We start from the raw sequence: 18,266 nt of genomic DNA on the forward strand, positions 1-18,266 counted from the left end.
TTGTTATTAGCGGAATGGATCAATTTTTTTAGTAGAAACAGAATTTTCCGGACAGACAACACTTGCGGAGGTGATTCGAATATTGAGTCAAAAACAAGGGATAGTCTTTAACTATGAACAGTAAGGTAAAGGGTGACTAAATCATGAAAACTTGGAGGTGGTATTCATTTAGGCGAGTTGGTTTCGTTGTTTTACTGAGTCTGTTTGTTTTATTTTGTGGAAATTGGGTAGCTCAACACCAACAGATTTATGAACAATTCAATCAAATAGAACAACAGATGAATGATTGTCAATTAGTTGCGGAACAATCACTGATAGATGAAACAACGATAGAAATAAAAGATGGCTTTGTCCCGTTTGGAGAGTATGAACTTTATTCTTTTATGTATAGCGTTCGAATGAAAGGAAAAAGAAACAAGACATATCATTCTTACAATCTATTTACAAATCAATTGAATTATTACAAAATAAAGACAAATATTAAAGGAGAGAAAAGAGCATGAAAAAAACATTGTTAACGAGTTTGATTGTTGGAGCAGCGGCAGGCGTGGTATTTTTCACGAGTGGAAATGATGTACAGGCGTCAGAAGTCAATCGGGTTTGGACACCACGAACCGTAGAACAAATCAAAGCAGACGTTGCGAAAGCCAAAAACAATCAATACACGATTGTTTGGGGAGATACCATGTGGGGAATCAGTCAGGCAACCAATTTGACGGTACAAAAACTCGCAGATCTGAACAAGATTATGAATGTGGATCTGATCTATGCAGGCAACACATTGGTATTCGAAGGCAATGTAGCGACAGTTCAAAACAAACAAGGTGAGACAATTGCTCAAACAGTAATTCAGCCGGAGGATAAGAATGATGCTAGTAAACCAGTAGGTAAGCAAGAACCTGCCAAATCAACAACAGATAAAACCAAAACGGCTACGCCTGGACAAAATGAGCAAGGAACAGCAGTGACTAGCGAAAAAACGGATAAAAGCAGTCAAGAGACAAATACTACTGTTAGTGGGACAAACGATAGTCAAACTGGGACAAGCGGTTTGGTTGAGGAGACAACTAACTCTACTTCTGGGACAACAGCTCCTTCAGGAACAGTAGAAACACCTGCTCAACCAAGTCAACCAGCAGAAAAACCAAGTACACCAGTTCAACCGACGACACCGACACAACCAAGTACAGGTGGGGAACAAGGCGGGGCGACAACGCCAGTCACACCAGACACTACCCCTATTAATATGGGAAATAGTGGGAAAGTGTTTGATTCAGAAGAAGCGGCTTCTGAATACGGATATGCTGAAATTAATGATACAAGTAGTAAATGGTACGACCATGCTTTTGAAGGAATTCAATTACTGGATAAAGATTACAATCCAACAGGATCGTGGACAGTTAATTTTATTGAAAAATATTAATTTGAATAAATTAAAAAAAGAGACCAGCAATTTGCTGCTCTCTTTTTTGTTTGGAGGAAAAAATAATGAGTGTATTTCCACGGGTTCGATCCCCAGATCAATCAAAATAAAACCAATCATTCACGTCGTTATCGATTTTCGGTAACGGCGTTTTATTATAGAAAAATTGTAAGAAAGGAACTGATTTTTGTGTCACAAAGAACGAGAAAGAAATGGTTAAAAGCAGCTGTGTTTCTAGCATTTTCTCAGTTTTGTTTCTTGGCAAGTATGTTTCAAGTACAAGCAGAAGAAACGACACCCAGTCAACCAGCGGTAGAAACAGCTGTCGCAGTACCCGTTGAAGCAGTTGAAGTTCAACCGGTAGAAGAAGCCATCCCAGCTGTAGAAACATCAGCTGAGCCTATGCCAGAGACCGATGCACCGACAACCAACTCAAAAGCAGCTCTTGATCAAACGATTGGGGAAGCACAAAACCCAGGAGATAGTCCAGCGGTCACACAACCGGTAGAACCAGAAGCACCAAAAACAGACAGTTTACCGGAACTTTCAGAAGAAAGTACATCAAGTAGTACACCTTCTTCTGAACCAGCAGAAACAACAGATATACCAGAGACAAAACCGGCAGAAGGTAACCCAACACCTGAGGTACTTGCCTCACCAGAATCTTCTGTAGAAAAAACAACGGATACACCCGCTACTGATACAGAAAAACCAGCGGAACAACCGGTAGACATTAAGGACACGGAAGAAAAGCCAGAAACACCTGTAGTGGCTACTGACATGAAAGAAACGACGTTGTCGGAGAAAGAAGTAGAAGAAATGTTCGTGGTAACGCAACCTCGTTCTGCTCGTGTTCGTCGTGCCGCAGTTTCTACACGTGCCGCGAATGATAATATTGTTCGTGAAAATTTAGTGGGACAAGGCTACAACTGGGCAGTTGTTGATGATCCAGGGCGTAAAGGTTTTACATTCGATGGAATTCCGATGTTTACTGTAAATGGAGAGGTCGCATTTTGTATAGAACCGGGGGTCTCATTTACTGGAAATGGACAAGTACATTCTACAGAAGCTTTGGATACGTATTTGAAAGATGTTAATAAGAGAAGACAAATCACTTTGATTTCTTATTTTGGATATGTTAATAATCCGGATAAATCGAAGGAACAATATTTTACAACACAATTAATGATTGGAGAAGTATTAGGTAGAAAAGTTGTTCTTACAAATGGATTGAACTATGAAGCTCGTAAAGCAGCGATTCAGAAATTAGTTAATCAATTCCATACAACAGCTTCATTTGATAATCAAACAAAAACAGTCAAAGTTGGCGAAACGATAAAAGTGAATGATACAAATGGATTTTTATCTCGAGTAAAAAGCATTGACGTTCCTACAGGGCTGAATGCTTCTATTCAAGGAAATCAGCTCATTATTACTGTAACGGAAAATGCACCGGAAAAAGCTCAAATAAAATTAGATCAATTAGAAATTGTTAGTGCTCCAATGGTATATAAGAAATCGGGTTCACAAACAATTGGTGTACTAAATCCATTTGACCCAGGACGTTCTGTTTTAAACTTGAATATACTAAAACAAGGAAACCTTGAAATATTAAAGATTGATGCAGATACAAAAGAACCTTTGGCAAATGCAGAAATCAAAGTCACAATTGCTGGTAAAGATCAAACCGTGAAAACGAATGATCAAGGGATTGCGACGATCAAGAATATCACGCATGGCACCAAAGGAACAGTCGTTGAGATCAAAGCCCCAACCGGCTATATTTTGAACAAAACAAGCAAAGATTTTACGATTGAAGCCAATAAAACAATCAAAGTGACCCTTGAAAACAAAGCGCAAAAAGGGACCATTACGATCGATAAATCAGGGGTAGAATTCAATAAAACTATGCCAAATGATCAATATACATTGGCTGGAAATGTTTTTGAAGTGTACGCTGGACCAACGATTACAGGTGATCTTGTAGACACAATTACGACGAATGATGCAGGAAAAGCCCAAACAAAGGCATTACCTTTAGGCACGTATACAATTAAAGAAACAGCTGCCTCAAATGGATATGTGCTAAACACTGCTACATGGACAGTAGACATTGTTTATGCAGGCCAAGATGTTGAAGTTACAAATGTAGATCAAAAAATTCAAAACCAAGAACAAAAAGGGATTGCGCGCATTTTCAAACAAGATGAAGAAACTGGAAACAACGCACAAGGTGCTGCGACCTTAGAAGGCGCAGTTTATGGATTGTACCAAGCAGATGGCACAAAAATCAAATCTGTTACATTAAAAAATATCAATGGCAAAGTTCAAGCAGAAGTCGGCGACTTAAACCTAAGTTCTTATTTCTGGATCGAGGAAAAAGCGCCAGCTGGCTACAACTTGAACACAAACAAACTTATTTTCGATCTTGTTTACGCCGGTCAAGGAGTAGAAACAGTCACTGTGGAAACAACGGCAAAAGATCAAGTGATCAAAGGAACGATTGAAGGAGTTAAAGTTGGCAATAAAGACTTTGTGGACACGAAAGATCCTGACAATAAGCCAAAACTTGCAGGCATTGAAATTTCATTGACCTCGAAAACAACCGGTAAAATCGTTAAAGCAGTCTTGACTGACCAAGACGGTTACTTTACCTTCGGTAAAAACGCCGTTGTCTTTGATACCTATATTGTTTCTGAAACAATAGGTAAGGAAGGATACAAATTGTTTGAACCGTTCGAAGTAACGATTTCTGAACAAGGTCAAACCTTCCGTTATGTGTTAGAAGACCAAATCATTGAGCAACAAGTCAAAATTGTTAAAGTCGATCAAGAAACAGGCAAAGTGATTCCACTTGCTAATACGGAGTTCAAGATCTTTGACACCTTAGCGAATGAGTATGTTACTTTTGCGATTCCAAACGATACCGAAGTAACGGATATTTTCCGGACAAATGACAAAGGCTACCTTGTTACGAACGGTACGTTTACCTATGGAAACAATCGCTACCGTATCGAAGAAATCAACGCACCGAGAAATTATGTGTTGAACAAAACACCATTGGTGTTCTCGATTACGGATGATACAGAACCAATCAAAGTGATCAATTTTGCGAACCGTCAAGCACGTAAGAATGTGAAATTGTTCAAGTATGAAGAATGGAATAACAAACAAACGCCACTTGCAGGTGTTACCTTTACTCTGTATAACGGAGAAGGAAAAGCTTTAGGAGAATACACCACCGATACTAACGGTGAACTCCTGGTCAAAGGCTTAACAGTTGGAACTTACTATTTTACCGAAAATGCGCCATTAGAGAGCTTTCAAGCAAATACAGACAAACAAGCATTTACCGTCACATTCAAACAAAATGCGCCAGATGATGGCGAAACCTTATTCGTTTCTGTACGCAACTATTTGATTCCACCAACACTTGAAACACAAGCGTCGAATAAAGAAGACGGAGAAAAAGTGGTGGATCCGTTAGAAACGATCGTTATTAAAGACAGTGTTTCTTATACGAACTTGTTTGTCGGCAAAGAATACACCATTTCAGGTGTATTGATGAACAACGCCACAAATGCGCCGATCCTACAAGATGGTAAAGAAATCAGAAAAATGTTGACCTTTATTGCAGACAAAGCAAGTGGCACAAAAGACCTGGAATTTACAGTTAATGCCAGCGTCTTAAAAGGTCAAATGATCGTTGTCTTTGAAAAACTTTTCCGTGACGGTATTGAAGTTGCAGCACACGAAGATATTACCGATGAAAATCAAAGTGTTCGGGTAAACAATCCAACGGTTCATACCACAGCTGTATTTGAAGATGGCTTGACGGTCGCAGACCCAACAGGGCTGTTCACCTTAAACGATACCGTTGAAGTTAAAGAGATCCTTCCAGGAAAAGCTTACTTGGTCAAAGGAATCTTAATGGACAAAGCAACCGGTGAAGCCTTACTAGTTCATGGAAATCCAGTAGAAATCAGTGTGGACTTTATTGCCAAAGCAGAAAATGAAACGGTGATCGTGCCATTTACCTTTGATTTAACGGACTTAAATGGTCGTGAAATCGTTGTGTTTGAAAGTCTTTTCAGAAATGACGAAGAGCTGGCAAACCACAAAGACATCGATGACCAAGGGCAAACCGTACGTATCACAAATCCAGCAATCGGCACCAAAGCAACAGACAAAGAAACAGGATTACAAGTGATTGATCCATTGGCAGTTGTCACGATTACGGATGCAGTTGCCTATCATGATCTGATTGTAGGAAAGACGTATACAGTCAATGGGATTTTGATGGACAAAGCAACAGAACAACCAGTGCTAGTAGGCGACGAAGAAGTCACAAGTACGTTGACGTTTGTAGCAGAAAGTACCGACGGTACAGTCAACTTAGACTTTATCTTTGATGCTCGTGCGTTACGTGGAAAAGAAGTGGTCGTCTTTGAAGATCTCTTTAGAGACGGTGTATTATTAGCCTCTCATGCGGATATTACGGATGAAGGCCAAACGGTACGGGTAACGAATCCAGGTGTACGTACAACGGCTACACACAAAACAACTGGCTTGAAAGTGGTTAATCCATTAACGAAAGTGACCATTACAGACGCTGTGAGCTACCATGATTTGATCATTGGTCGCAAGTATACAGTAAACGGTATTCTAATGGATAAAGCAACAGAAAAACCAGTGCTAGTAGACGGCAAAGAGGTCACCAGTACGTTAACCTTTGTGGCAGAAAGTACCGACGGTACAGTAAATCTAGACTTTATCCTAGATGCTCGTGCGTTACGAGGCAAAGAAGTGGTGGTCTTTGAAGATCTCTTACGAGAAGGTGTATTATTAGCTTCTCACGCAGATATTACCGATAAAGACCAAACCATCAAAATCGTTCATCCAACCATTACGACCAAAGCTACGAATAAAAATGGTGGAAAAGAGATTTTAGACTTGCCAAATCAACCAGTGCTTGAATGGGTCAAAGTAGACGGTCTAGCAATTGGTCAAATTTATCAATTGATTGTACAAGGTTACTTGACACCAGACGGTACACCGTTTGAAGGCACACATGCCGAAAAAATCTTTACGGCAGACAAAGAAACCATGGAATTCTTGTTTGAATTCTTGGTAGACGGTCGAAACCTTGCCGGAAAAGGCTTGAGTTTTGCGGAATGGCTTCAAGCCAAAACAGAAGATGAGGAAGAAACATTTGAAGAAGTGGCGAAACACAATGTGGATCTAACAAATGAAGATCAAACGGTTCAAATTGTGGAAGCACCAAAACCACCGCAACCAGTCAAAGTAGCTTCTGCTGTACCAATGTTGCCAAAAACAGGGTCTGAAGATAGCAATGTATGGATGATTATTGGCATGATCTTTGTCCTTGCGGCAGGATTGATTGGTTATGACTTATACAAAGTCAAAGACTAAAATGGTCGAACAAGCGGTTAGATATCTAGCCGCTTGTTTGGTTTTTACAGAAATGAAAGGAATGAAGGAAAAAACAGTTGCAGCAAAACTCTGCACTTTCGGCTGCATTAGTGTGTAGTTAAATTCTGCCACAAACAAGTAGTCGTAAGTATTTATATGTTACAACTATTGAAACAGCGATAATAATATAAGCAGAAGTGAAAGGAATGGAGGAAAAAAAGAATATGGAAAGGCAAGATATAAAGATTTGTTTTTCGAATGGGGAAGAATGTACGTATAAAGAGTGCACGAATATTTCTGTGAATGAAAGAGACGGTTTGTTAGTAGTAAATATGTCTTCTGATTATGATTCGGTTTCTGATAGGTATTATTTTCCGTTGTGCAATATAAAGTCGTTTAGAATTTATTGTATATATTAAGAGGAGGAAAAAACATGGTAGTACAACTTTTGAGAATAAACAAAGAATACTTTGGTGATATTACTTTATTAGGAACACGCGAACCGGATGCACCAAAAGTGATTAACGGGGTATCTGGTCGTTATGTTCAGTTACAGGCGGAATGTTCAAGGGAAGAGCAACCAGCTTTTTATGTGTATTTGACGGCAGAAGAAGAGAAGAAATTGCGGTTACCTGAATTAGAGGTACGGATTTCTTACGATACGGGGTATTTTGTTTCTCTAAAAGAACGAGTAAATAGTCGAGAAATAACTGGTGATGGTCAAGAACAAATTCGTAGAGGTGGCTATCAAAATATCGGACTTTTTCTAACTGGTGTAAAAATAGAGGAGGTTTTGTAAGATGGGGTTAAAGTTTACAAATAATTATGATATTACAGATGCACTTGACGAAACATGTATAGGTGCAGTTCGCTTTGGCGCATTAGAAGAACCAGATCGAGTATTTGATAATGAAGTAGGAGATTACACAGGAGAGATCAAATCACAAAGAGTAAATCTTGTTTTTGGAAATCCAGGGGATCCAAAAATTGCTCGTCGTGTTAAATTTCCACCTGAGGCTGATTTAACTGGTTTTAAACGTCGTGATCCTGTTCGATTGGTTGAACCGCACTATCATTTAATGTATATTCCGGCACAAAATGGCAATCGAGAGTATGCAGATTTAGTGATCTATGCACAAGGGTTAGAGAAAGCAGCTGCTTCAACAACTGGTCCGAATTCGAAACAATCACAAGAAAAAGGATTCGATCAAAAACAACCAAGTAATGATGGTAAGGAAAAAGAGAAAAAATAATGCGTTTTTAAAAGAGTAGGGAAAATTTCCTACTCTTTTTTACATAGAGGAAGGAGGAAAGGAGTGGTGTGTTAAACAAAAAGAAAGAGATGGACGATAAAGCAATTGATCAAGTTCTTTGTCAGGTGCTGGACTGTTGCCAAGAGATACAACGATTGATTGAGCATTTTGGTGATAATCCAACAATTTTCATACAAACGCATGAATACGTTTGTGCGGTGATTGGGCAATGCATGTTTTTACGTGATTTGATCCGTTTTTCATTACCTAATGAGTGGCGACAGTATCACCAAGGGTTTATCTGGAATCGTACGTTGCGAATGTGTAATGCTTGTGCGCATCCGATAAGAAAGAAATTAGATTTAAACCATTTATGGTTTTTTATCAAAATCGATCGTTTGACATTATCTACGTATTGTCAAGAATTTTTAGTACAAAAAGAACAAGAAAGAATGAGAGGGGGATAGGAATTGAACAATCAATTTTTCAAGTATCGAGGGCGGCGAATTCGTTATTTCAATCGGCATTTGTGGTTGTGTTATTATGGCTTATTTCTTTTTCCGTTTTTGATCCTTTTAGTTTGGTTTAGTTGGAAAGTGTTTTATCCACAAGTAAGCGGTCGTTCTGATTGGCAAGTGTACCTGATTCCAGGAATAAGCATTGTTCTTTATTTGGTGCTAGTGAGTGGCTGTATTTTAGGGTGTATGCGTTGGTCAAAGCTAAAAGAAGGTTATTTTTTATTTGTGGAATGGCGTCAATTATTGGCACGAATGTTGATTGATAACCGATTTGTTTATACAAAAAAACGAACAGTAGAAGGAAAGACCAAAGAAAAAATGAGGTTGCCAAAAGTTTATTTTTATCGAAAGAAACAAGAGTTAGTGGTTTCTTTTCCATTGGATGGTGGTCGTTTTCATGAACGGTTTCTAAAAATAGGTGGTTTACTCTCTCAAGTATTTTTGCGTGATCTTATCCGTGAAGAACGAGAAAAAGCACGGATTAATTATGTGTTTCTTCCTGATGCTGGACGAATTTCTATTGATCAATGTGTGGCTGAAAATGGGCGGATTCATTTAATGAAGACGTTGGATTGGGTGTATGATCAATCTCCGAACATGTTGATTTCTGGTGCAATTGGTGGTGGGAAAACCTATTTATTGTATTCGTTGATTAAAGCTTGTTTAGGTGTAGGGACAGTGGATATTTGTGACGGGAAAGCGGCTGATTTAGCAGCATTAGGTGATGTTGATGTATTCAAAGGGCATGTTTTTTACAAAACGAATGAAGAGATGATTGCTTGTTTGCGTGATGCGGGAAAAGAAATGCAACAGCGGTATGCGTATATGCGAAAATCGAAAGAGCCAGTGTATGAACCGGGGAAAAATTATGCCTATTACAACCTACCGCCTCATTTTCTCTTTTTTGATGAGTGGTCAGCTTTTTATGGTTCCTTGGATATGCAGACGAGGAATGAAGTCGATAAATTGATTCTACCGTTGGTACAAAAAGGACGTCAGGCAGGAATGTATGTGATATTAGCCATGCAGCGACCGGATGCAGAATATTTTCCAAGTGGTGTAAGGGATAATTTGATTTTTCGTATTTCTGTTGGAAAACTTTCTCCGATTGGCTATTTAATGACGTTTGGGGAAGATTTCAAAAATAAGCCTTTTTACAATACAGACATGCCAGGTCGAGGCTATGCGTTTCCAGGATTTAATGTGCCTATCGAATTTTTTGCGCCATTTGTTCATGAAGGGTATCAATTTATTCAAGAGTTTAAGAAAGTGGAACGAATGATTGTACAGGATTTTTCTGTACCAAAAGAAGAGGCGTTTGCCAGTTCTGAAGAATTGGATCAATTTTTAGAAGAACAAATTGATCGTCAATCACAATTAGCAAAAGATCCGAAAGGAAGAAATTTTGCTGATGAGAACATTTTGTAAAAAGGAGGTGGTGATAAATGTCAGAAATACAGTATTATCGAGTGGCTACAGCTATACAAATGATTAGTCCTTCTCTTTCTTCGAGAACTTTTTATGATTGGTTAAATCGTATCGAGCAAGTAACTGATTATCGCTTTTTGCGTAGGGAACGTGTTTTTTCAGGAAAGGTGATTAATCAGGTATTGCTAACAAAAACGGACGTAGAGCGATTGACTCGTTTGTATCATTATCGGGTAAATTTAGAAGAAGATCTGACTTTATCGATTTATCGTGTTTTTTCTCCTGAAAAGTACAGTGAAATAAAGAGTTTAGATCATTTAATTTTATAGCTATTATATATCGGGAGGGCTCTGGACGTAGTCCAGTAGCCGCACTCTGCCGGGCGGTGCGCGTTCAGGCTGCGAAGCATGAGCCTATAACGCGCGCTCGCTAGCAGCGTGTGCAGCCACAAGGGGGTCGTGCGCAAGCACGGCCTCCTTGTGCAAAGCCCCCCGATATATAATATGGGGGGCAGAAATAACATAACACATAAAAAAATACGCAAAAAAACCAGTGCTATCAAGGCATTAGCTAAGGTCAGCCGAGGTACCCTTTTTGCGAAAATTCATGGGGTACCACTTGATATGACGGCGTTTTTAAAGGGTCAAAAAAAATCGATTTTGTTATTTTACTAAGGAAGTGAAAAAATGTCGCCTCGCGAATTACGAAATTACCGCAAACAACTAAGCATGAACTATACGCCAACTGGTAATCGAAAGCCGCTATCTCAAAAGCGATTTGCACAATTGTTAGGATATTCGGCGGAATATATAAAAAAGATGGAACAAGGGAAAAAGAAGATCCCGGAAGACTTTGAACAAAAAATCAAAGAGCGATTTCGGCTATATATGGAAAGCGGCATTGATGTACGTGCAATGATCGACTATTTGCGGCTTTCCTTTTTTGGGACAGACTACAAAACAGTGATTCAACGTGTGTTACGAATGGATCTAGCGGAGTTTGAAACACGCCCAACGGGCTTGTACCTTTTTGATCGTCTTTCGGTTCGTGGTAATATCTGGGTGTTCTGGCATTCGAAACGAACGGTAACAGAAAATGTACTTGTTCAGTTTTCCGGTCAAGGGTGTCGTGAGTATGAAGAAGTCATGCGTGAACAAAAAAAGGATTGGCGAACGTGGCTTCAACAGATTTGGCATAATCAAGGAAAGTTAGAGGCAGGATATAGCCGTGTCCAGTGCAGCCGATTTGACATAGCGTTAGATGAGCTTTGGGGCTTAGAAACAGAAGAACACTTCGATCTATTCGAATTGTTAGAGAAACAAAAAGCCGACTTGTTAGAGATGGATTTCAAGAGGTTTCAGAATATTGGTGGCTGTTTTTTAGAGGATAGCTGCTTACGTAATGAGGGATTATCGCTTTACTTTGGCTCGCGAAAAAGTCCGCTATTTTTCAATTTCTACGAAAAACGCTTTGAGATCGCAAACCGGGAGGGCATTTCCGAATTAGACGCATTGGTAAAGTATGGCATTTACAACCGCTTTGAACTGCGTTTAGCGAACGAAAAAGCGATGCAAGCAATTGAGGAATTTATTTTAGGTGAGTCGCCAAAAAGATTAGGTGAAATTGGCGTTGGTTTGATCAATGCAAAGGTGATTATCTGGGATCGATTAGACACAGATGCGCGTGTCGTCAATGAACGCTGGGCGAAATTATTTCGTTCGATGGAAGCATTGGATTTTACCGTAAAGCCACAGAAATTTTCATTGGATCGCTCCGAGCGCTGGTTTTTAAAACAAGTGGCACCGACGTTGAAACTCTTACAAGAAGCGGATCGAATTCTAGGTCGTGATTTTGTAGAAGCTGGCATTCGGGAAGCAGAGCTAAACGATGAACAAACAAATTATCTTGCATGGATGAGACAGTCAGGAGGGAAAATTGCATGAGGCAAGAAACAAAAACAGATTGGCTACGAATGATGGATCTAAAAGCAGCCATTGAGGATTGTAACGAAAAGATGATCGATTTATCCTATTTCCGATTTCGTATACCGTATATCGAACAAGCAGTAGCAGCAGGGCGGTATCAAGAAAAAGAAAATTGGCAAGAGATCGCTCGCTTATTAGAAGTTCGCAAAAGCTATGAACAAGAACTCTCAGAGGTAGAGTTCAGGCAATGCAAAGGGTCTTTTGAACAGATCCATTTTTATCGTTTTTCTACACCGATTCCGGCAATTCTTGCGGTAAAAGAAGGAACAGAAAAAGAAATCATTTATAAAGAGTGTGTTGGTCCGATCGGGGAAGACGTGCCGTTAGTAGAGGAAATTTCTATAGCGATGGTGTGTTGGGAAATGAGTCGGCGACCAACAGAAGAGCAAACCTATCTTTCGCTTGAGGAGATCGAATGTGAGTTAGAGGAAATTGGTAAATATGCGACCTATCCTTATTATCATGGCTCGGTCATTAGTATTCAAGAGGTGCTAATCTAGATGGGGCAGTTAATCAGGTATGTAGGTGCTTGTTGGTCAGGAAGTCCAACGTATATTGAAAATGAAGAAGCGGTACGTTATCTGTTGCGTATATTGTACTATATGTATAAAGAGCGATTAGAGGAAAGTATTCGTGCATTGCCGTATACAGACAATCGTTTTACAGAATTGGTAAAATTGTATCCGGTCATATACAAGCGGCGAAAAGACCGACTGTTTCCAAAAGAATATCCGATTTTTAAATCAGAATTAGAAGGACTGTTCAAGGTTCATTTTTACGATGATATCATAAAAAAATTCGTACTGTGTCGCATAGAAATAGAAAATGACCGTTATTATTTTATTAATTATTGTAAGAAGCGACAGTATCAAGTAGCGGAGGATTTCTATGATTGTATTTTACAAGATGGGGAAGTAATTCTATCCAAAATTGCTCCTTCTTTTCGTGAACTTGTACCACTTGATTTTTTGAAAAAATGCAATTTACGAATTCTGCCATAAAAAAAGACCCCTTGAAAAATCAAGTGATCTTTTGGGTTGATTGTGTTTAATGTTTAAAGTGGTTACGTTATCTAATATTACAAGGGTTTTTTATGTTTTATGAAGTTAGTCACAATCAACTTGCTTCTATGATAACAAAAATTGTTATTTTCGAAAAGAAGAAAATAGAGGGGAGAAAACGGTTACGATTAAAACAAGAAATCGTTGATGCTATAATAACTATTATGTGCCTTTTGATACAATGGATTATATGAGCTGGTCACTACTATATATATGCTTATCTTGTAGAGTTTCACATTTTTAAATACGTTTATTTAGGCATGTAGCTATTGTGGGATGAGATACCAACAAATAAAAGGTACGTTTAATTTTGAATAAATGAACAAAAGAGAGGAGGAAATCAATGAGTAAAGAAGAAAAACCTTTTGAGTGTTATATTCTAGGGCAGCGTAACAAGCATGGCATGATTGAATGGCTGGTGGATAATGTGGTTCGAGACCGGCATATTTTAAGATCTTATTTGTATCAAGCTGGCTATGTTTGCGAGTATGCAGATGGAGAGTTTTGGAAGTATCGTTTGAAATCGTCCAACCAAGTGGACTTTTATATTCGTAAAATCATTGTAGCAGTGGATGATAAACAAACGACTACTTTTCATAAGTAGCTACTAGGTTGAAAAAAGATGGAATTTTTTATTTATATAATTTGGATTTGTCAACGAATGAAAAGAATACAAAAATAGGAGAAAAGCAGAAGTCAACTTGATTTCTGTTTTTTTATTTTTCAAGAAAGGAAGAAAGGTCATGCCATTAGAATTTTTAGGTGAGCCGATTGAAAAAGAGCCGTTTGTTTCTCATTACATGGATTTGTTTATTGGTGTCATAAAAAAGACCTGTGAAATTGATTCGTTTTATCCACGTGAAGAGGAATACTTAGAAGCAGAGCGTTTTAAAATTGGCTTGTTGTGGGACAAATTCACGAATGAAAACCGACGTCCGCCGGATTATCGCTATTTATCTGATTGTTTGACCAACAATGTCCTTGCCAAACAACATTTATTTTTGAAGCGTGAAAACAATCAAATGTCAAAGGAGCATTTTTGTGATTGTTATATTGAACAACTACGCGGTCGGCGTTTATTAACAGTGGAACGTTATGGTGTGGAATTTGGGTATGTGTTACAAGCAGAACGCCACCGAGCAGCTTCTCAATACGAGAAACAGAATCAACCGATGGAAGGTTATGAAGAATTACGTATTTGCAATAATCGCTATCTACAACAGCGTTTATACGAGCAATTGATGGCAGATTTTTCTAGCCTATACCAAGACTATCAATGTTTAACTATTCAAGAAAGGTGACGGAAAAGAGGGACTTCTATGTGGCGATTATTATTTTTTGTGGTGTGTTGTATGGCGTTAGTTTATGTCTATCGTGTCTATCTGTATCCAAAAATGGAACGATGGACGAGCTGGTACAGAGATCCGCTGAGTTTGCGCAAAGGGATGAAACGGTATCGCTATGAATTATTCGTTGAGTTTTCAGATGGACGACAAGCGCAGTATTGTTTTTTCGCAAACTATCCAAAATACAATACGAGTGAGCTGTTGATTCAACTATTCAAAAACAACCCTTATGTTGGGTTAGAAGAAAATGGGCGTGAATTCTTCTATCGTTCAGACAACATTAGTACGGCGTCCATGAATAAAACACGAATTGCATAATCAAAAGAAAAGAGGAAATAAGATGAAAAAAACAACAGTAGCAACAATACTAACAACTGTAGGCGCAACGTTATTTTCGTTTCAATTAGGAAATTCATTGGTTCATGCGGATGAAACAACAGAAAGTTCTGAGTCGGGCGTAGTAGAAACGTTGCCAGGCGAAGGAGTACCGGATGCAGGGACAGAAATTGGTGGAGGATCTGAAACACCTGCACAACTTGAGACGCCAACGCAACCAGGAACTGATCCCGTGACTCCAGAACCTGAGCTGCCAGAACCAACATTACCGACAGAACCGATTGAAGGCGGTGAAGGTCCAGGAACAACCCCAACAGATCCTGGAACAAGCGAGACAGAAACACTAGGGACAACAGAAACACTAGGCAGCACAACGGGTTCTTCTACGACCGAACAACCAACAACGCCTTCTGCCAGTAAAGAGCCCGAACAACCAACAGAAGAATCGACGCAACCGTCTGAAGAGCAGCCAACAGAAGAACCAAAAGAAGACAAAGACACCAAACCGAAAGAAGACAAACCAGCGACTCCGGCAAAAGAAGTCACGGTGTCGGTGGATACTTCTGGAAAAATCACGACGGGTGCTGCGCAAGGAACAAGTGTACCGATCGTAACCAGTGATGTGAAAGAAATCAGTCATGTACCAACGCCAACAACACCATTAAAAGCCGCAAGTGGGCAAACGATTGTTGGAGTAAAAGAGGGGGTGCCATTGGTACAAGATGCGCAAGGGAACTTAGTAGAGGATCCATCCATTCCTGTGAAAGAACTCCCTAGTGGGAATATTGAAGTGAAAACAGCGGATGGAAAAACGAAAGTCTTACCAAAAACTGGAGAAGAAGTACAAGCGGCGTTATCACTACTAGGGATACTTTTGACGAGTGTTGCTGGCTTCTTTGGCTATAAAAAGAAAAAGAATGTGGATGAGGTGAGTTATTGATGAAGGACTTTTCTGAGAAACAAGCTTATCGCCGGTGGTTAGCTAGCTGGAGCATTCACCAGCTTATTCGTTTATTTCTGCTTTGGAATTTGGCGCGGATGTTGGCTCTGTACATGAAAGGCATTCAAACGAAAATCCTCCCTTTTATTTCTGGGGAGGTACATTGGTTGGGGCATACAAGTACGTTTAGTGGAATAGATGTATCTGGTGTGATTTCCTTTGTCTTGTTATTGGTTTTTTTTGGTTGTTGTATCGATTGTTTAGTGGGTTTGTTGCGGCAAAAGTGCGTGAGAATGTTTCGTTTCTGGGCATTGTTCCTTTTGTTTTCAAACCTTGTATTGGGGCTAGGCGTTGGGGCTTTGGTCGGGGACAATGCGACCTATCTGTCCTATTTTGAGTCTGAGAGTACACTGCTGGGTGTGTTTGGTGGTTTGATTGCTTTGTGCCTAATCGATCGTTACCGCTCATTAGAAGAGTTGAAACTAGCCAACGATCTTTGGAAAATCCTCCAAGAGACCAACCGCTTCAAAACGGTGGAAGGTTATTTTGGTCTTCGATCCGTTGAGACAAAACAATATGTAACCGGTTATGAGGCAGAAACAAAAAAATGCCAAGAGCAACAAATGGCTACTTTTTCTGTAGGCAAACGCGGCTGGCTTTCATTCAAGGCAACGTTGCTGGATGATGAACCGCAAAAAGAGGAGGAGAATGAGGATGACGTCTTGGGAAAATAGTGTAACTGTGTTATTTCTACTGATGTGTTTGGTGGCGTACTTTCCACGGACTTCTACCAGTGAGAATTGCTGTTCTTTGTGGTTATTGTTTGGTGTATTTTCCACGGTTGTTTTTATCGGGGCAAGCGTGTTGTATAAGACCACGGTTTTCTTACCTTCAATTGCGATGGGCATTTTAGTTGATTATCAACAGTATGAGCTACTAAAAAACTATCGAAAGGAGTAGCTCTATGAGGAAGCGACAATTGCGGCGAAAAGAAAAAGAAGTGTCTGAAAAAATACCAAAACAAAAGAAAATTCATTCGAAAAAAGCGGTCAAATGGATCTGGTGTTTGGTTGTGTTTCTTTGTTTTTCTGGTGGATTGGCGTTTTTCCAGTCGATAAAAACCAAGGTTCAAGTTTCTTTTATCAAAGATGAAATCCAGCAATTACAGAAAGAACAAAAAAGCGATCAATCGGCATTGGTCTATACGCCGGAGATTGAGTCCTTTATGAATCGTTTTGTTGCGTTGTACATGAATACGTTTGAAGACTATGACCAAGAACAACAGCGGATGGAATTGTTGAAAAAAGAATTTTATGCACAAGATTTTAATCAAGAATTTGACAACTTTTCAGGAACGAGAAAGCTAACCGCTGCGTCATTTATCGGTTTGAAAAAAGTAGATGCCGTTCCGACTGCCAGCTATAAAGTGACGTATGACATTCGTACAACTGATCCCAAAACAAAGGAAGCAACAACCGTTACAACCACTCAAGCGATCAATGTTCCTTTTTCTTTTTCTGAGAAAGGGTGTCGTGTGGTCGCTTATCCCTATTTTTCGGCGGTTTCTTCGAATACAGAAAAACAACGAATGTTGACGTATGATGAAACGTTGTATGAAACAGTGGATGCTTCGATCACACGTGAGGTGGAACGCTTTGTAGAGGATTTTTTAGATAAATATGCGAAAAATCAAGCGAAAGATATGGCGTATATGATGAAAGAGCCGGAGGGACTAAATCAGACGGCGGTGTTGGATCAAGTTGAAATGAAAGTGTTCACGTATAAGGACACGGAGAAACCGTTTATTGTCAAAGCAACGGTGACTTTCAAAGATAGCGGGATGTTGTTAGTACAAAAGGAACAAATGACGCTAGTGATTACGAAGAAAACCGATCAATATTATGTGGAAAAATTAACACATAATTGGTTAGATGTGAAAGGAGTAGAAAACGAATGACGCTGAGAGAATTTGTAAATAAGCTATTGAGTGAAGCTGGTTATTTTGTGATTATGGGTGTTGTATATTTAGCGCTAAGAGGGTTTATGAAATCGAAGATCGGTTCCGTGTTGATCGCTGTAGGTGTAGGCGCGGTGATTTATTTCTTCTTGAACGATCCGTCGCGTGTGTTGAATGCCATAGGTGAATGGATTGCGAAAATCTTTGTTGAGTAGAAAGCTAGGTGAATAAAATGGACTGGGCTCCTTATGATTATTCGATTGTCTATGCAGAACCTTACCGGATACAACAAATTACCAGCAATTGGCGCTTACCGTTTCCGGTTGCGGTAATCAATGCGATCACGTTTGTCATTGTTTTTCTTTTTGAATTGATTTTTTTACGTTCATTTATTGCCTGGGTCAAATCGTTCTTTCCGCCAGCGGGGGCGTTTTTCTATGCTTTTGTCCCTTATTTTTGTCCCTTATTTTTGTGTATTGGCTTTAGCAAGGCTAAAACCGGATGGAAAGAAAGTCCATTTTTATCTCTGGGGATTGGTTTGTTATACGTTACAAATGATTTCTGGAGATTGTCTTTATTATAATTG

Annotated in this window: 20 protein-coding genes; all 20 read left to right on the forward strand. The window is 39.4% G+C overall.

The annotated features are described in order from the left end of the window. Positions 1-143 precede the first annotated feature (143 nt). The 20 genes from IGI96_RS08605 (at position 144) to IGI96_RS08700 (ending at position 18,263) form a co-directional block, all read left to right on the forward strand. Positions 144-503, forward strand: a complete 360-nt coding sequence (locus tag IGI96_RS08605) for a hypothetical protein (RefSeq protein ID WP_438785020.1) — start codon at positions 144-146, stop codon at positions 501-503. After that, complete coding sequence (locus IGI96_RS08610; protein WP_438785021.1) at positions 500-1,423, forward strand: LysM peptidoglycan-binding domain-containing protein; 924 nt, start codon at positions 500-502, stop codon at positions 1,421-1,423. Before IGI96_RS08605 ends, IGI96_RS08610 begins: the two co-directional genes overlap by 4 nt. A 189-nt stretch (positions 1,424-1,612) precedes the next feature. Further along, positions 1,613-6,856, forward strand: coding sequence for a VaFE repeat-containing surface-anchored protein (locus IGI96_RS08615; protein ID WP_438785022.1), 5,244 nt, complete (start codon positions 1,613-1,615; stop codon positions 6,854-6,856). Positions 6,857-7,289: 433 nt separating this feature from the next. Continuing rightward, the gene (locus IGI96_RS08620) at positions 7,290-7,655 is read left to right on the forward strand and encodes a hypothetical protein (RefSeq protein WP_438785023.1); all 366 of its coding nucleotides are present in this window, start codon (positions 7,290-7,292) and stop codon (positions 7,653-7,655) included. Position 7,656: 1 nt separating this feature from the next. Continuing rightward, positions 7,657-8,109, forward strand: a complete 453-nt coding sequence (locus tag IGI96_RS08625) for a hypothetical protein (protein WP_438785025.1) — start codon at positions 7,657-7,659, stop codon at positions 8,107-8,109. 68 nt (positions 8,110-8,177) lie between these two features. Then, positions 8,178-8,576 (forward strand): hypothetical protein, encoded by a 399-nt coding sequence (locus IGI96_RS08630; RefSeq protein WP_438785026.1) that lies wholly within the window; start codon positions 8,178-8,180, stop codon positions 8,574-8,576. Positions 8,577-8,579: 3 nt separating this feature from the next. Next, positions 8,580-10,055: a cell division protein FtsK gene (locus IGI96_RS08635; RefSeq protein WP_438785027.1), complete on the forward strand. Its 1,476-nt coding sequence runs from the start codon at positions 8,580-8,582 to the stop codon at positions 10,053-10,055. Positions 10,056-10,072: 17 nt separating this feature from the next. After that, the gene (locus tag IGI96_RS08640) at positions 10,073-10,384 is read left to right on the forward strand and encodes a hypothetical protein (RefSeq protein ID WP_438785028.1); all 312 of its coding nucleotides are present in this window, start codon (positions 10,073-10,075) and stop codon (positions 10,382-10,384) included. A 357-nt stretch (positions 10,385-10,741) separates the two neighbouring features. Next, the gene (locus IGI96_RS08645; RefSeq protein WP_438785029.1) at positions 10,742-11,998 is read left to right on the forward strand and encodes a replication initiation factor domain-containing protein; all 1,257 of its coding nucleotides are present in this window, start codon (positions 10,742-10,744) and stop codon (positions 11,996-11,998) included. Then, positions 11,995-12,540 carry a hypothetical protein gene (locus IGI96_RS08650; protein WP_438785030.1) on the forward strand — a complete coding sequence of 182 codons (546 nt, stop codon included), beginning with the start codon at positions 11,995-11,997 and terminating at the stop codon, positions 12,538-12,540. Before IGI96_RS08645 ends, IGI96_RS08650 begins: the two co-directional genes overlap by 4 nt. After that, positions 12,541-13,041 carry a hypothetical protein gene (locus IGI96_RS08655; RefSeq protein WP_438785031.1) on the forward strand — a complete coding sequence of 167 codons (501 nt, stop codon included), beginning with the start codon at positions 12,541-12,543 and terminating at the stop codon, positions 13,039-13,041. A gap of 403 nt (positions 13,042-13,444) precedes the next feature. Further along, positions 13,445-13,705, forward strand: coding sequence for a hypothetical protein (locus tag IGI96_RS08660; protein ID WP_438785032.1), 261 nt, complete (start codon positions 13,445-13,447; stop codon positions 13,703-13,705). Positions 13,706-13,844: 139 nt separating this feature from the next. After that, on the forward strand, positions 13,845-14,402 hold the full coding sequence (locus IGI96_RS08665; RefSeq protein WP_438785034.1) for a hypothetical protein: 558 nt from the start codon (positions 13,845-13,847) through the stop codon (positions 14,400-14,402). Positions 14,403-14,420: 18 nt separating this feature from the next. Continuing rightward, complete coding sequence (locus IGI96_RS08670; protein ID WP_438785035.1) at positions 14,421-14,765, forward strand: hypothetical protein; 345 nt, start codon at positions 14,421-14,423, stop codon at positions 14,763-14,765. A 22-nt stretch (positions 14,766-14,787) separates the two neighbouring features. After that, positions 14,788-15,723, forward strand: a complete 936-nt coding sequence (locus IGI96_RS08675; RefSeq protein WP_438785036.1) for an LPXTG cell wall anchor domain-containing protein — start codon at positions 14,788-14,790, stop codon at positions 15,721-15,723. Further along, positions 15,723-16,457, forward strand: coding sequence for a hypothetical protein (locus tag IGI96_RS08680; protein WP_438785037.1), 735 nt, complete (start codon positions 15,723-15,725; stop codon positions 16,455-16,457). Before IGI96_RS08675 ends, IGI96_RS08680 begins: the two co-directional genes overlap by 1 nt. After that, positions 16,438-16,683, forward strand: a complete 246-nt coding sequence (locus tag IGI96_RS08685) for a hypothetical protein (protein ID WP_438785038.1) — start codon at positions 16,438-16,440, stop codon at positions 16,681-16,683. The genes IGI96_RS08680 and IGI96_RS08685 overlap by 20 nt, the downstream gene beginning before the upstream one ends. Before the next feature lie 4 nt (positions 16,684-16,687). Beyond that, entirely contained in the window at positions 16,688-17,680 is a 993-nt protein-coding gene (locus tag IGI96_RS08690; protein WP_438785039.1) for a conjugal transfer protein, read from the forward strand. After that, positions 17,677-17,895: a TcpD family membrane protein gene (locus IGI96_RS08695; protein WP_438785040.1), complete on the forward strand. Its 219-nt coding sequence runs from the start codon at positions 17,677-17,679 to the stop codon at positions 17,893-17,895. The genes IGI96_RS08690 and IGI96_RS08695 overlap by 4 nt, the downstream gene beginning before the upstream one ends. A gap of 17 nt (positions 17,896-17,912) precedes the next feature. Continuing rightward, complete coding sequence (locus tag IGI96_RS08700; RefSeq protein WP_438785133.1) at positions 17,913-18,263, forward strand: TcpE family conjugal transfer membrane protein; 351 nt, start codon at positions 17,913-17,915, stop codon at positions 18,261-18,263. Positions 18,264-18,266 lie beyond the last annotated feature (3 nt).

This window comes from Enterococcus sp. DIV0421, assembly GCF_051713745.1.
GTDB lineage: Bacteria > Bacillota > Bacilli > Lactobacillales > Enterococcaceae > Enterococcus_D > Enterococcus_D casseliflavus.

Coding starts and splice junctions, on each gene's coding strand:
- IGI96_RS08640 (WP_438785028.1), top strand. CDS start 10,073: ATGTCAGAAATACAGTATTATCGAGTGGCTACAGCTATACAAATGATT.
- IGI96_RS08655 (WP_438785031.1), top strand. CDS start 12,541: ATGGGGCAGTTAATCAGGTATGTAGGTGCTTGTTGGTCAGGAAGTCCA.
- IGI96_RS08670 (WP_438785035.1), top strand. CDS start 14,421: ATGTGGCGATTATTATTTTTTGTGGTGTGTTGTATGGCGTTAGTTTAT.
- IGI96_RS08685 (WP_438785038.1), top strand. CDS start 16,438: ATGACGTCTTGGGAAAATAGTGTAACTGTGTTATTTCTACTGATGTGT.
- IGI96_RS08620 (WP_438785023.1), top strand. CDS start 7,290: ATGGTAGTACAACTTTTGAGAATAAACAAAGAATACTTTGGTGATATT.
- IGI96_RS08675 (WP_438785036.1), top strand. CDS start 14,788: ATGAAAAAAACAACAGTAGCAACAATACTAACAACTGTAGGCGCAACG.
- IGI96_RS08650 (WP_438785030.1), top strand. CDS start 11,995: ATGAGGCAAGAAACAAAAACAGATTGGCTACGAATGATGGATCTAAAA.
- IGI96_RS08695 (WP_438785040.1), top strand. CDS start 17,677: ATGACGCTGAGAGAATTTGTAAATAAGCTATTGAGTGAAGCTGGTTAT.
- IGI96_RS08660 (WP_438785032.1), top strand. CDS start 13,445: ATGAGTAAAGAAGAAAAACCTTTTGAGTGTTATATTCTAGGGCAGCGT.
- IGI96_RS08680 (WP_438785037.1), top strand. CDS start 15,723: ATGAAGGACTTTTCTGAGAAACAAGCTTATCGCCGGTGGTTAGCTAGC.
- IGI96_RS08665 (WP_438785034.1), top strand. CDS start 13,845: ATGCCATTAGAATTTTTAGGTGAGCCGATTGAAAAAGAGCCGTTTGTT.
- IGI96_RS08610 (WP_438785021.1), top strand. CDS start 500: ATGAAAAAAACATTGTTAACGAGTTTGATTGTTGGAGCAGCGGCAGGC.
- IGI96_RS08605 (WP_438785020.1), top strand. CDS start 144: ATGAAAACTTGGAGGTGGTATTCATTTAGGCGAGTTGGTTTCGTTGTT.
- IGI96_RS08690 (WP_438785039.1), top strand. CDS start 16,688: ATGAGGAAGCGACAATTGCGGCGAAAAGAAAAAGAAGTGTCTGAAAAA.
- IGI96_RS08625 (WP_438785025.1), top strand. CDS start 7,657: ATGGGGTTAAAGTTTACAAATAATTATGATATTACAGATGCACTTGAC.
- IGI96_RS08700 (WP_438785133.1), top strand. CDS start 17,913: ATGGACTGGGCTCCTTATGATTATTCGATTGTCTATGCAGAACCTTAC.
- IGI96_RS08645 (WP_438785029.1), top strand. CDS start 10,742: ATGTCGCCTCGCGAATTACGAAATTACCGCAAACAACTAAGCATGAAC.